Origin of the sequence: Niallia laureatilytica (assembly GCF_046613985.1) — a bacterium.
Classification (GTDB): domain Bacteria; phylum Bacillota; class Bacilli; order Bacillales; family Cytobacillaceae; genus Niallia.
This window is the reverse complement of sequence record NZ_JBKKHP010000013.1, coordinates 50,965-64,725: the sequence shown is the minus strand read 5'-3', so window position 1 is coordinate 64,725 and position 13,761 is coordinate 50,965. Positions and strand designations below refer to the sequence as shown.

Below are 13,761 nucleotides of genomic sequence, written 5' to 3'. Positions count from 1 at the left end.
ATTTCGTATGTTAAGTCATTTAGTTCGTTTTAATGCGATATAAAGCTGTATTCCTCATATTCACTATTAATCCCGACATATACTCTGTTTCTGCCATTCCTTTTTGCTTCATACAGAGCAACATCGGCCTTTTCAACAAGCTCGCTTAAAGCAGCCTCCGGATGAGAGATATTCTCCGTTGCTGCAACTCCAAAGCTTGCTGTAATAGCAATCTTTTCTGCTTTAGAGTAAAAACTCGAATTTTCAAGGCAACTTCTGATTGAATGGCCTATTTCAGCTGCTGATTCAAGGGAATATCCAGGGAGTAGCACAATAAACTCTTCTCCCCCATATCTTCCGAATAGCATGTCTTCTTTTAGCAGGCCTTGTGTGACAGACACAATATGCCGTAACGCATCATCACCAGCAAAATGTCCAAAAGTATCATTGATTCCTTTGAAATGATCTACATCAAAAAGCAGCAATGATGTATAATCCTGTGCACCTCTGTCCCGACTTATCACTTCCTTGGATTTCTCCATAAAAAAGGTGCGGTTATATATTTTTGTAAGGCCATCTTTATAGGCCAATTCTCGCAGCTGTTTCTGCACTACTTTTAGTTCTGTAATATCTATAATAACAATCGCTGTTCCCACAAGAATATGATTTCGTTTGTGAATCGGCGATATCCTTACTTGATAGTATTTCCCACTGTCTTTCCATTCCATCTCATATACAGTATCATCATTTATTATTCTGTCGCCAAATGCTAAAAGTCGGTCTCTGTCTTCCATTATATCATCAATTTGTTTTCCATTCTTCAAGGAAGGAAACAGCAGGGAAGCAAGCGGATTGAATTCAACTATTTTTCCAGACAAATCAAGAACAATGACTGCGTCCCTCATGCTTTCAAATAAATAATCTTTTGCAACAGGAGCCACTGTCAGCATATGTGTAGACATAATCGCCCATAGATACAACAAGCCTGTGATACCCATCACAATCGGTACAGGATCAATGCCATATGGTGTTAATCCTAATAAGTAGAGCAATGATGTTGTAATTGGCAATAAAATGCCGATTAAAAGTGTTAGTACCTGTTTCCAATGCTTTGTCTTCGACTTAATCCAATACCAAATTAAAATATTAGCTCCGACAAACAAAGTGCCAAATGTGTAGCTTCCATGAACTACATACCATTGGCCTACTGTCATATCTAACAATAAAGCACCATGACTTTGTACAAAATTAACTTGTTTATAAAATAAATGGTGAAAATCATTTGTTACGATAAAAAGAAAGGTGAGCACAGGGATGAGATAATACAAGAGCAAGGTTTTTCTGTTCAAATGCTTATCCAAGCCTATGTACTGCAAAACAAGAATCAAGGTCGCTGGAGCAGAAAACGGCATTCCTAAGTATTGAAACACAACCCAAAACATAATCCCTTTTCCTGTACTGCTCGTAAGCTCGAGCGCATGTCCGAATGCATAGATGGCTGAAAATAACGAAAGCCACGCAAACGTTCTAGTTCCCGCAAAAACATGTCTATTGGTATAGCCTATAAATGCCAATACAAGCTGTAAAACCCCACCAACCGTCATTATGACAATATATGTTAATATGATTTGGTCCATCATTTTTACTAGCCCCTATTCAGGTATTTTGACCTTACTTATTATATTAAATAAGTAAACTAACTTGCTACTAAAACTTGATAATACATAAAAGTGGAAATAATACCCTGTTTTTTTCTTTATATCATCCATATAGATAAGGAGAAGAATACTCCCAATCTGCTTGGAGTATTCTTCTTTTTTTGGATTATATTCTCTTTGTGGGTGGAATAAGTATATAAAAAAGGAGGAATTGTCTTGGCCTATATAATTCTGAGCCTATTGTTCTATGTGATGATGGTAGGAGTAAATGCCCTCGCCAATATCATTCCTATCAACGGGCAAACAACTGGCGAAATATCAAATAAATTAGCAGTGCTTGTAACTCCTGCTTCTTATGCTTTTATGATTTGGGGATTTATTTATATTCTATTAGCAATTTGGCTTGCGCGCGGCTTTATGCGCAAACACAGAGCACTTATATATTCAAAAACAAACAGCATTCTATTCGTGCTTACCTGCATTCTAAACGCCGGCTGGATACTCGTCTGGCATTATGAACTATTTGCCTTGTCAGTAGCCGTCATTCTGCTCTTGCTATTAACCTTGCTTTTCCTTTATAAAGCAATAAAGGCTGCGTCTAATCGTTTATTCGACATCTTCCCTTTTTCTATTTATATTGGGTGGATATCCGTAGCCTCTATTGTTAACATAAGCTATTACGTAACTTATATCGGCTTAAATGTCACTGACCCGCTTTGGACCGTTTCCCTGTTAGCTATTGGCGGTATTCTGGGGATTTTCTTTCGCATCTTTGAAAAGGATTGGGCATATTCCCTCGTTATTATCTGGGCTTATCTTGCAATAGCAATCAAAAATTGGTCATCTGCACAAGCTGTATCTTATTCGGCATTGTTTATCTCACTGTTGCTGCTTATTCTTGTGTTTATACCATTTAAAAAGAAAAGAACATAAGGAAAGATGCTGGTTCATCCAGCACCTTTTTTTAAAGTAGAGACTTGGTCAATTTCCCTGCTGTTTCCTCTCCATTTGCGATGCAGGCTGCAATTCCAACTCCATAATAGGAGCTTCCTGCTAATAATACATTTGGAAAAAGCTCGGCCATCTTAGCATTTATCGTATCTATTGCTGATTTATGCTGCAAGGAATAAACCGGCATTAACTCATTCCACTTCGTCACTTCATAACTGATTGGCTTTTCTGTAATTCCGAGACTTTTTTCAATATCCTTTTTAGCGACCTTTAACAGTTCCTCTTCAGACAATGAATTAAGCTGCTCATATGCAGGATTAGATTTCTTATAAAAAAGTCTAAGCAACAGACTGCTGCTTTTGGAGGTGTGTGTCCACTTTCTGCTTGTCCACGTACAGGCATTGCAAGTCAAATCGCTGTCCTCTGCCACAATAAAGCCTGTTCCGTCCTTTGGCAGCTGTTCATCTGGAATATCATAAGCAAGATACATGGTGATATTAGAAGAGTTTTGAAGCTTAACAAACTCTGTAGAAAGGCTGCTTTCAGCAAGGATTTTTTCTGCAGCTTGATGAGGTGCTGCCAGCACAATAAATTGTGCCTGAACAGCTTCACCCTCTGCTAGACTTATACTGTAGCCATCCTGCTCTTTCTTGATTGATTCAACTGCTTTGCCCTTTTTAAATTCAACATCTTCCAGCACTTCCTCCAGCCGGTTTATAATGGTGGAAAGTCCATTCTGGAAGGAGATGAATTTTTTATTAGAGGCAGACTGGAATTGACTTTTGTTCTTGCCCAGTCCTCGAATAATGCTGCCATACTTCTCCTTGTATTCAAGTAAATATGGAAGCGTTGATGCCATCGTTAAGTTATATAAACCTCCAGAATATACTCCTGCTAATACAGGGGTAATCTGCTTTTCGACGATCTCTTTCCCTAAGAAGTACTCTAAAAACTCGCCGATAGATGTTTCCTTTGTAAAATGCTTATTAGTTCTTAACAAATCCTTTAATGCTTCCAGCTTTCCTTTTTGGGAAATCAGCTCACTCGAAAGCAAGGATTCTAATGTCATAGGGATGCCGAATACAGAGTCCTTCGGGATTTCCAAAAGCTTATCTCTCGTATGAATGTAAGAAATCCCTGTTGCATTATAGACAAGCTCTTCTTCTAATCCAAGCTCCTGTACAAAGGGAAGAACGTTTTTATTTCGTGCTACAATTGAATCTGCGCCTGTTTCCATGATGAAGTCGCCTTTATGAATCGAGTGAATTTTCCCGCCTAGCGACATCTCCCCTTCAATCAGGATAAGCTTAATATCCAGCTTATGTTCTCGTTTTAATTTCTGTAAATAGTACATGGCAGACAATCCTGTGATTCCTCCGCCGACAACGACTATAGTCTTCAATAATTACACCGCCTAAAATAATCTTTCCTATATGATGTATTATGCCATTATTCCCACTAAAAAAAAGCGGATATATAATGACTTTTTGTTCACAAATTATATAAAGCTGCTAAAACTATTTTAGCATTATATCCTCTTACCAGTCTCATCACAGCAACTATAAAGAAAAGGGAATGCAAGCCGGCTGCTTACATTCCCTTTTTGTTTAATTATTTATAGCTCCATCATTTGGGCGAAAATCATATTCCAATCTTTGGTTTTTGCCAGTGATATCCTTCTCTCTGCTGTTTCTGTCTCGGCTTTATTAATGCGGATCTCTTCGCATGCTTTTAGGAAGCTGCTAACACTGGTTCCTTCAAGATGTGTATAGATGCCATTTTCAGCATATCTTTTGGTTGACGGCAAGTTCGTCCCAATAACTGCCTTCCCTGCTGCAAGAAATTCGAACAGCTTAAGCGGAAATATTGCTTTGTTATAAGTAGATGGTTTATACGGCATAATTCCTATATCAATTAAATTCATATAATGGGAAACTAATGTGGGCGGTACACTTCCTGTCCAAGTAACATTCGGAAGCTTCAATAATTTCTGGAATTCTTCACTTTGGTTCGTTCCGTCAGGCCCAACAAATAAAAACTGCCAATCCTTTCTTTGCTCTGCTGCTTCTTGAATAAGAGCAAAGTCCAGCTTCGGTTTTATTCCGCCAATATACCCTAGCACAGGTTCATTTCCCTTGTCTGCTAACACGTGCGCAGCTTTCTCATTATGCTGAAACAGCGAAAAATCAACCCCATTTTCATACGTATAGACCTTTTTTTGTTTTGGGATTGGCAGCTTATCTTTTACTTGCTCAGCTAAATAGACAGAGGTGCATGTAACAGTATAAGCACTCTCGATAATTCTGCTCTCACTTGATTGAATAATCTTATACTTAAGCATATTTACTGCAGATTTGTTTCCATCAATGGATGCTGCCCATAAATCACTGCAATCATATACAATTTTTCTCCAAGGGAACATCTCCGCAAGAATTGGAAAAGCAGGATAGGTGTACCATAGGTTGATATCATACACACTTTGCTTTGCCTGTAAATAAGCAACCAGTTTCTCTAGTTTTTTCTTATAGAATATAGATATAAAGCGGCTGAAACGAAGCAGCTTATTGTCACCCAAATCAGCAACTTTCCATTGCTTAATACCGTTTGGAAGTATTTCTACTGCCTCGCTGTCCAGAGATTTCCCAGGACATAACCAAATCACTTCAGCTGTTTTTTCTTGTTTCTGCAAATATTCTGCCAAACGATGTCTTCTGTAGCGCAACTGGTCATTCTCCCATTCTGCTGTTGCTACAAGTACATGGATTGATTTCATTTTTGACCACCTTATATCCTTTTTCTAATCGCATGGTAAGCATAATGGGAAAAACACCATGCTGCTTTAGCGAGATTAAGTCTCTCAATTTCCCGGTAAACAAACCATGTTTTTTGCGCTGATTTCCACTTATTATTGGAAATAGAATCATTGCCGATACGGTATTCAGCCAGAATTTCTTTCATACCATAAGCGTTATGTCCCTTTTTCAGGATACTTAACCACGTAGCCAAATCTTGTCGAGTTCTTATATTCGGCATGTGGAAGGAACCAATGATACTTCTGTCGACGATGACTGTAAGACAGCCGACAATCGTGTTTTTCAGCATATCCTGATAGGAGATAATCCTCGGAGCGTGAACTTGCTTCTCCAGCTGTTCTCCATCTTTTGTAATATATTCATACGATGTAAACGTAAAGGCATAATTGTTCTCTTCCATGAAACGAAGCTGCAGTTCCAGTTTATTCGGCTTCCACTTGTCATCACTGTCTAAAAAGGCAATATACCTCCCTGACGAATAATCCAATGCTGTATTTCGCGCCATAGCTGCTCCGCCGTTTTCCTTCCTGTTAATAACATGTATTCGCTCATCTGCTTTTGCCCACTCTGCCAGCATATCAGGGGTTCCATCTGTCGAACAATCATCGACAATAATCAACTCCCAATTAGGGTAAGTCTGTTTTAAAACAGACTCAATGCTGAACGAAATATAATCCTTGCTGTTATATGAAGGCATAATTACAGAAACTAATTCTTTCAAGAAAGACACCTCACTGTCGGGAATGTGCTCGTATAAACTCTGGAGTGATTAATATTAAAATACTCGCCATGATACCTAATAAAGCCCCTAATATAACTCTGTCTTCTGCAGAAGCCTCCACTATCTGCCCTTTTACATAAACATCCTTAATCAAGATAGCCTGCTCGAGACCAAGCTTTTCGTTCTTTAATTCATAAAGAAACCGCTGTTGGTCAACAATCGTATCACTGCTTGCATTTTCTGTCTCTAATGCCTGAATGCTTGATTCAATAATTGTGCTTTTTTCTTCAAAGGAAGACTGATCAAGCTTCATAAAGCCATCAACAATAGTTGTCAGATTGTTTAATGCTTCCTCTTCTGTTTTTCCTGTAAGGCTAAGCACAAGCAGTTTACTAGGCGTAGAGGAGACAGCGAGCTTATCAGTTACCTCCTCTTCCCAAACATCCGGGAGGATTTGTTTAAATGATGCTTCATTTGATAACAAGGAAACAAGCTGATCAGCATTTGTTAAATAGCTGGTTTCATAGTTTCCTAGTTTGATTATCGCTTCTGATGTGTACTCCGACTGTCCGTTGCCTGTAGGCATGAACCAGCCAAGAATCGGCATTGCCACGCAAATAATTAAAATTGCCCATATATATTTCTTCAGTCGGCCAACAATTCGTTTTATGCTATCTTTCATGAGATACAATCCCCTTATCCATTGCTTTAATTCTTTTTTTAAACACTGACAGGACAGAAATGATAAAGCCCATCAATACCCAATGAAAATACAAATTGCTGACTGTGCTGGGACTGATACTGGATGCCATAAAAGCTGCCAGTCCAAGCATGCTTGCCTCTAAAAGCATTTTATATGTCCTGCTGTTTGCCTTTTTGTAGATCCTGTACAATTGGATAAACAGGGAAAGGATAAGCCCTACGTAACCAAGAAGGATAAAAATCCCGAAGTTGCCTGCTATTTCAGCCAGCCAATTATGCGCCTGCTGCACACCTCCCGTAGAAAATACAGGATGGTTTTTTAAGTAATAAGGAATATTCCCTGCTCCTACACCAATACCAAATGTATCAATAATATACTGCTGTATATTTCGTAGCAGATTTATTCTTGCCAAATTGGAGGGCATCGTCTCATCTGCTCCATAAAGGTTTGCTTGTGTGAAAGCATGCTGGAATTTCCCTATTAATCTTCCTGAAAACAAGAGGACTGCAATCCCTGCGGCTGAAAAAGCACCGATTAAAAGCAGCTTTTTCAGCTTATCATTGACCAGCAGGAAAACATAAAAACACAGCCCGATTAATACGGAAAGGATACCTGCGCGAGATTGTGTCAAATAGATGACATAAAAGGATAAAACACTCAAAACAAGAGCAGGAATTCGGACCTTTATACTGCTGCCGTTTTTTGCTGCTGCTAAATAGAAAAAGAAAGAAATACTCAAAAATGCAGCAAAGTCATTTTGGTTAAAAAACACTGCTGTCGGATAGCCGATTCTGTATTCGCCAGCACCATAAAGGCTCGAGGTTGGCAGTTGAATATGCAGATAATGGTTCACCAATCCAATGGCCATTAAAAGAAGCGTCATTCCCATCCAAATGACATAAAAGATTATCAGACGGGATACTCTAGTAAATGTGACATTTGCTAAGTAGACGAACAACAAGCCCATCCACATAAGCGACATGTACTTGAATGTTTCGATAATCGATCTTGCCCAAAGCATGGATACTGTTCCATACACAAGCCATATTGCTAAAAACAGCCAGATACCTTTAACAGACAAACCATCAAAGTCTTTTTTTAAGCCCTTGTCTGAAATGGCATACATAAAATAAATAAATACTGCAGCAATAAGCAGAATTCTATACAAAAACAAGCTAAAAAAACCAATATTAATGTTGATAATAGACTGATTCAAAAACGTAGTGATGAGAAGGGCATAAACTGCCCCTCTCACCATATCCTCCAGCCCAATAGTCGATTTTAAGTATAAAAAAAGGAGCAGTCCCCCAAAGCCCCCGAGGAGAAGAAGCAGCAGCTTCATATCAAAATTTTGGATCGCATATAAAAGGGAGAGTAATGCCATGACAACAATTAGCGCTCCAATTGTCTGACGAACTAGTTGCTTGCTTTCCATTTACTGTTCAGACCCTTTCTTTCCATTAGTCATTTTGTTCCTTGGAGCATACTCCTTGTAAAAACTAGCGTTTCCTTTAACCCCGTTTCCAAGCTTGTTTGCGGGACCCAATTTAATACATCCAATGTTTTTTGATTGCAAAGAGTGCTGTGCAGAATATCCCCTGGCCTTGCAGCTTGATGCTCTGCTTTTAATTGGATGTCACCAGCCTTGACCATTGTCTCCCATAATTCATTGACCGTAATTTTGGTTTGAGTGGAGATATTTACACAAATATTCCCTTGCGCCTCCATCGCTTTAACATTAGCCTTTGCTACATCCTTTACATAAATGAAGTCCCTTGTTTGTTCGCCGTCTCCAAATATAACAGGTGCTTTTCCTTCAGCTATCTTGTCAGCAAATATAGAGACAACCCCGCCTTCTCCTTTCGCGTCTTGTCTTGGACCATAAACATTGCTGTACCGAAGGATGCTGTATGGCAACTGGTAAAACTTATAAGCCATTTGCAAGTAGCGCTCAACAGTCAGCTTTGTTAACCCATACGGAGACTCAGGCATTGTAGGGTGATCTGTCGTAACAGGCAGAAAATGCGGATTTCCATAAACAGCAGCCGATGAAGCGAATACTATTTTTTTTATGGATGCTTTAATGCCTGCTTTAATGACGTGCAGTGAACCCTTTACATTAACATTTTCATCGTGCAATATATCATGTACTGATTCAGCTACACTTACTTGGGCAGCCTGATGGATAATATATTCCGGATTTAATGATGATATAAAATCAATGCAGGAAGGATCGGTAATATCATAGTCATAGATTTTAATAGGAAGATGGCTAATATTTCGATAATGACCTGTAGTGAAATTATCAACTACAATCACTTCATAATTATTTGCTAATAATTCTTCGACAATATGGGAACCAATGAATCCTGCTCCACCTGTTACAACTGCTCTGCTCATCCTTAATCCCCCTTAATGCTTAATGAAGCTTTGCCTTCATTCCATGCCAGTTTCCGATAGCGTTTTTCCAAGACTTCAGCATTTCTGCCCACATGGAAGTTGTCTTGTACATATTGAAGCAATTGATCCTTAATAATAGGAAGGTCATATTTTTCTGAATGATAGTCCAATACTCTTTCAACAATGCTGTCAACGGACTTTGGCTTAATAAGCAAATGATTGAACTCGCCGAACAAGTCGGGTACCCCGCCTACTGCTGTACAAATAACTGGCACTTTCATAGATATTGCCTCTATGACAACAGTCGGCATCCCTTCCGAATAAGAAGGCAATGCGAATATATCACTTGCCTGCAAGTAATCCTTCACTTTATCATTGCTAATTTGGCCAGGAAGAAACAGCCTTTTTCCATATTGTTCATGCTTTTTTAAATCATCCATTGCAGGGCCATCTCCGACTAAGACAACTGCCATATTTTTTGGGAGTCGGTTAAGACTTTCAGCAAGTTCATACACGCCTTTCTCCTTTACAAGCCTTCCAATAAAGGTAATCAGCTGTTTGTCAGAAGGCAGCTTAAGCTCTTTTCTTACGTTCTCCTTCGGCAATGCTGCAGCCTGAAATCTAGAAAGGTTTATCCCAATAGGGAGAACAAAGCTATCCCTGCCTGTCTTTTCCTTTGCTGCTAGAGCAAGATGTCTTCCGATTGATATCACTTCATCGGCAGAGTGAACAGAGCGCTGAAATGCTTTGTTGGCACTTCTGCTAAAAGCAGGATAAATATGCACATCACTTCCATGCAGTGTTAAAAGCCATGGTTTCTGCAGCTCTTTTGAAATAATATGAGCAGCGCCTCCTGACGGCATCGCAAAATGTGCGTGGATCATATCAAATTGCAGACTTTTGTCTTGGATCGTCTTTAGAATTGCCTTAGCAATTCTCTTGTCCGGCTGTGCCCATCTGAGCTGCCCTGGAAGTGCTCTATAAATCGGCCTATAAACCTTCACTCCCTCTCGTACTTCATAAAACGGCAAAGTTTTGCGCTTATATGTTTTCTTTAGCGCTCTTAAAACGGCAGGGTTTTGCGGTGTTGGGCAGATTACCGTTATCTCTAACCCTCGTTTTTTCAAAGCTTGAACCTGTGTTTCATGGAATACCCCATTGCCAGGCTGTTCTTTACTCGGATAAACACTCGTAATCCACAGAATCTTCATGCTTCTCTTCCTTTTACATTTATTTAGCTAACTGGAAATAAAGCATATTAACGAGCATTAGACTCATAATCACTACACTTTCATCTGAATCCAGCTCAAAAAACCTGGTAGGCAAAAACTAGCATTAGAAACATACTAAAAAGCAGGAACAGCAGACACAATGCTTTAAGCTGGGACTGTTGGTCCAACTTCGCTTAAAACTATGGCAATGTTAAAATCTGCTCATTCCTATGCTTAACTCTTTAGATACGGTCAATTAGCGCGCGCCTTCACCTGTAACCAATACCTTTACTGTTTTCAGCATAATCTTCAGTTCAAGCTTAAACGTCAAGTTTGAAATGTACTCAAGATCATACTGAAGTTTTTCACGAGGAGTAATTTCATATCCTCCGCTTACCTGAGCAAGTCCAGTCAAACCAGGTCTTACTGCTAGCCTTTTCGCAAAACCAGGAATCTCACTGTCAAACTGTGCAGTAAAGACTGGTCTTTCCGGCCGCGGACCAACAATAGACATATCTCCTTTTAAAACAGATAACAGCTGAGGAAGCTCGTCTATTCTAGTTTTTCTCATGAAATGACCAACTTTCGTAACACGCGGGTCATTTGCTTCGGCCCATTTAGCGCCTTCCTTTTCGGCATCATTGTGCATAGAGCGAAGCTTTATTAAATTAAAGTAATTTCCGTTTTTTCCAACGCGCTGCTGTATATAAAATGGGGAGCCTGGGCTCTCTAACACAACTAGAATTGCGAAGACAGCAATAATCGGTATTGCTAAAATTAGCCCAACGCTTGCCAGCAGCAGATCCAAACACCTTTTTGTATACAAGTAGTATTCTGCTTCCTTTGGTACAGAGAACTTTTCCCCCTCGACAATGGTGTAATCGTGGTAGATATTAAAGCTCTTTTCACGCATATATTGTCACCTCGTAGACTGTTTATGTGTATTTTGAACCTTTGTGTCAAGTATAGAATGAGATTGTATGGTAATCGTTTAGGGAAAATTAAATATTGGTAAATCTTTGTAAAGACAGTTTTAATATTTAGGAGAAAAAATGCTCTTGCTTTGATGCTGCTTAGCAAAATAGCAGCTTTAGAGGATTTGTTGACGGATGCTAGCGCGGTATTTCGCCAAAGTTCTTCAATATTCTCGAAATTCTAAGCACAAAAAAACAGCCTGCATTTTTCATACAGACTGTTTTTTATGATTAATGTTTTGGATTTACTCTTTTTATTACGAGACTGCAAATAAATCCGATTATTGCTACAATCAGTGCAAAAGTAAAGGCACTTTGTACACCTGAAGTTAATGCAGCAGGAATATTAGCAGGGTCCATAGGGTTGCTTACCCCTGCCAGGAAGTTCTTCTGACCAGAAGCCAATATAGATACACCGACTGCTGTACCAATCGCTCCTGCAACTTGCTGTAATGTGTTCATAATCGCTGTACCATCAGGATATAATTGAGGTGGCAGCTGGTTTAAACCATTTGTTTGTGCTGGCATCATAATCATGGATACACCAATCATTAAACAGCTGTGCAGCACGATAATCAGCGCAACTGTTGATGTTGTTGTAATTCCTGTAAAGAACCATAGAACAACTGAACATAGGGCAAGACCTGGAATGACGAGCCATTTTGGTCCATATTTATCAAACAATCTTCCCATCACTGGTGAAAGGAATCCGTTAATTAAACCTCCAGGCAACAACAGTAGTCCTGCTGTAAAGCTTGTTAAACCTAAACCGCCTTGCAGATACATTGGAAGAAGAAGCATCGTAGACAGAATAAGCATCATAGACATGAAGACTAAGATAAGTCCTAAGACGAACATCGGGTATTTAAATGCTCGAAGATTAATCATTGGCTGTTCCATTTTAAACTGACGAATGGAGAAAAGAATAAGTGAAACTACACCTACGATTAGAGAGACAATTACAACTGGGCTTTCCCAGCCGCCTGAATGGTCTCCGCCTTCTCCAGCACTGCTGAAGCCAAATACAATTCCGCCGAAGCCTAATGTAGACAAGATAATCGATACTATATCAATTTTCGGTTTTGTTACAGTTGAGACATTTTCCATATAACGAATACCGAACAATAAAGCAAATACTAGAAACGGCAAGGAAATCCAGAAAATCCAATGCCATGTCAGATTTTCAATAATCAAACCAGAAATTGTTGGCCCAGTAGCTGGAGCAAACATAATAACAAGCCCGATCATTCCCATTGCTCCTCCCCTTTTCTCAGGAGGGAAAATTAGCAAAATCGTGTTAAACATTAGCGGCAGCAGCAACGCTGTTCCGACAGCCTGCACAATTCTTGCCACTAATAAAAATTCAAAGGTTGGTGCAAGTGCAGCAATTAGTGTTCCTAATATAGAGAAACTTAATGATGCAAAGAAAAGCTGTCTAGTTTTAAACCATTGCAGCAATAATCCTGAAATCGGGACTAAAATACCCAATGTAAGCAAAAAGCCTGTTGTCAGCCATTGAACTGTTGTCGGCTCAATATTAAAAATAACAATTAAATCATTCAATGCCATATTTAAGGCAGTTTCACTGAACATACCTATAAAACCGGCAATCAAGAAAGAAGTTACGATAGGCAATGTCTTAAATTGCCTTCCTTCCATTCCCTTCCCCTTTACCGCGTCCATATTCATTTCCATAAAAAATCCCCTTTCATCTTTCTTAACATTCTTGTGACAGCAGCTTTGGAAGCTTATCTGCAACAATTCTCATCGGCTTTCCTGATTGCTTTGTTAAGCACAGGACGATGGCTCCTTCTATCATAGAATTGATAAGTATACTTAAATCTGCAGCCTCTTCAGCAGAAAATCCGCTTTCCTTAAGCTTTTCTGCATATACAGCTTGCCATTTCTCGAAAGTCACTAAGCAAGTCTTTCTAATTGGCTCACATGTCGACGCTGTTTCTGACGCTATAAGTCCGATTGGCATTCCGTGTATGCTTTCCTTCTTGTCAAAATCAGCAGCGATTTCATTGATATGCAATTGAAATGCTGTTATTGCGTCGTTGACGGAAAACAGAATATCCTTTGTCTTCTGCAACAGCACATTTTCTGTATATTTTATTGCCTCTATTGCTAATTCCTCTTTACCACTAGGGAAATAGTAATAAAGTGATCCCTTTGGTGTATTGCTCTCTGCAATAATCTGATTCAAGCCAGTTCCATAATAGCCTTGAATCTGGAATAAGCGAGAGGCAGTCTCTAGGATCAACTCACGAGTGTTCCCCTTTTCACCCAAGCTCATATCCTCCTTAGGAAAAATTATAACGATTGGTCTATATAAAGGTAATTCTGTA

12 protein-coding genes are annotated in these 13,761 nt (G+C 39.3%); 1 reads left to right on the top strand and 11 read right to left on the bottom strand.

Features of this window, described 5'->3' with window-relative positions; genetic code table 11:
• Positions 1-29 precede the first annotated feature (29 nt).
• Positions 30-1,619: a histidine kinase N-terminal 7TM domain-containing diguanylate cyclase gene (locus ACLIJJ_RS23120; RefSeq protein ID WP_251646659.1), complete on the bottom strand. Its 1,590-nt coding sequence runs from the start codon at positions 1,617-1,619 to the stop codon at positions 30-32.
• Between the two features lie 234 nt (positions 1,620-1,853).
• Here ACLIJJ_RS23120 and ACLIJJ_RS23115 point away from each other — a divergent pair, with 234 nt between their 5' ends.
• Entirely contained in the window at positions 1,854-2,570 is a 717-nt protein-coding gene (locus tag ACLIJJ_RS23115; protein WP_233316866.1) for a tryptophan-rich sensory protein, read from the top strand.
• 31 nt (positions 2,571-2,601) lie between these two features.
• Here the strand turns inward: ACLIJJ_RS23115 and ACLIJJ_RS23110 are convergent, their stop codons facing one another.
• The 10 genes from ACLIJJ_RS23110 to ACLIJJ_RS23065 form a co-directional block, all read right to left on the bottom strand.
• The gene (locus tag ACLIJJ_RS23110) at positions 2,602-3,990 is read right to left on the bottom strand and encodes a protoporphyrinogen oxidase (RefSeq protein WP_411411763.1); all 1,389 of its coding nucleotides are present in this window, start codon (positions 3,988-3,990) and stop codon (positions 2,602-2,604) included.
• A gap of 213 nt (positions 3,991-4,203) precedes the next feature.
• Complete coding sequence (tuaH, locus tag ACLIJJ_RS23105; RefSeq protein WP_411411762.1) at positions 4,204-5,361, bottom strand: teichuronic acid biosynthesis protein TuaH; 1,158 nt, start codon at positions 5,359-5,361, stop codon at positions 4,204-4,206.
• An 11-nt stretch (positions 5,362-5,372) separates the two neighbouring features.
• Positions 5,373-6,131 (bottom strand): teichuronic acid biosynthesis protein TuaG, encoded by a 759-nt coding sequence (gene tuaG, locus ACLIJJ_RS23100; RefSeq protein ID WP_233316863.1) that lies wholly within the window; start codon positions 6,129-6,131, stop codon positions 5,373-5,375.
• Between the two features lies 1 nt (position 6,132).
• A complete protein-coding gene (locus tag ACLIJJ_RS23095) occupies positions 6,133-6,804 on the bottom strand; it encodes a hypothetical protein (RefSeq protein ID WP_233316862.1) in 672 nt (223 codons plus the stop codon).
• The gene (gene tuaE / locus ACLIJJ_RS23090; protein WP_233316861.1) at positions 6,794-8,260 is read right to left on the bottom strand and encodes a teichuronic acid biosynthesis protein TuaE; all 1,467 of its coding nucleotides are present in this window, start codon (positions 8,258-8,260) and stop codon (positions 6,794-6,796) included. The genes ACLIJJ_RS23095 and tuaE overlap by 11 nt, the downstream gene beginning before the upstream one ends.
• A 29-nt stretch (positions 8,261-8,289) precedes the next feature.
• Complete coding sequence (locus tag ACLIJJ_RS23085; protein WP_237940560.1) at positions 8,290-9,225, bottom strand: NAD-dependent epimerase/dehydratase family protein; 936 nt, start codon at positions 9,223-9,225, stop codon at positions 8,290-8,292.
• 2 nt (positions 9,226-9,227) lie between these two features.
• The gene (gene tuaC, locus ACLIJJ_RS23080) at positions 9,228-10,436 is read right to left on the bottom strand and encodes a teichuronic acid biosynthesis protein TuaC (protein WP_237940559.1); all 1,209 of its coding nucleotides are present in this window, start codon (positions 10,434-10,436) and stop codon (positions 9,228-9,230) included.
• A gap of 256 nt (positions 10,437-10,692) precedes the next feature.
• Positions 10,693-11,349, bottom strand: coding sequence for a sugar transferase (locus tag ACLIJJ_RS23075; protein ID WP_233316858.1), 657 nt, complete (start codon positions 11,347-11,349; stop codon positions 10,693-10,695).
• 292 nt (positions 11,350-11,641) lie between these two features.
• Entirely contained in the window at positions 11,642-13,069 is a 1,428-nt protein-coding gene (gene lmr(B) / locus ACLIJJ_RS23070; RefSeq protein ID WP_233316935.1) for a lincomycin efflux MFS transporter Lmr(B), read from the bottom strand.
• 58 nt (positions 13,070-13,127) lie between these two features.
• Complete coding sequence (locus tag ACLIJJ_RS23065; protein ID WP_233316857.1) at positions 13,128-13,703, bottom strand: TetR/AcrR family transcriptional regulator; 576 nt, start codon at positions 13,701-13,703, stop codon at positions 13,128-13,130.
• Positions 13,704-13,761 lie beyond the last annotated feature (58 nt).

Bases quoted from the DNA above. Each gene is read 5' to 3' on its own strand.
- ACLIJJ_RS23120 (WP_251646659.1), bottom strand. From the start codon at position 1,619: ATGATGGACCAAATCATATTAACATATATTGTCATAATGACGGTTGGT.
- tuaH (WP_411411762.1), bottom strand. From the start codon at position 5,361: ATGAAATCAATCCATGTACTTGTAGCAACAGCAGAATGGGAGAATGAC.
- ACLIJJ_RS23095 (WP_233316862.1), bottom strand. From the start codon at position 6,804: ATGAAAGATAGCATAAAACGAATTGTTGGCCGACTGAAGAAATATATA.
- tuaE (WP_233316861.1), bottom strand. From the start codon at position 8,260: ATGGAAAGCAAGCAACTAGTTCGTCAGACAATTGGAGCGCTAATTGTT.
- ACLIJJ_RS23085 (WP_237940560.1), bottom strand. From the start codon at position 9,225: ATGAGCAGAGCAGTTGTAACAGGTGGAGCAGGATTCATTGGTTCCCAT.
- tuaC (WP_237940559.1), bottom strand. From the start codon at position 10,436: ATGAAGATTCTGTGGATTACGAGTGTTTATCCGAGTAAAGAACAGCCT.
- ACLIJJ_RS23075 (WP_233316858.1), bottom strand. From the start codon at position 11,349: ATGCGTGAAAAGAGCTTTAATATCTACCACGATTACACCATTGTCGAG.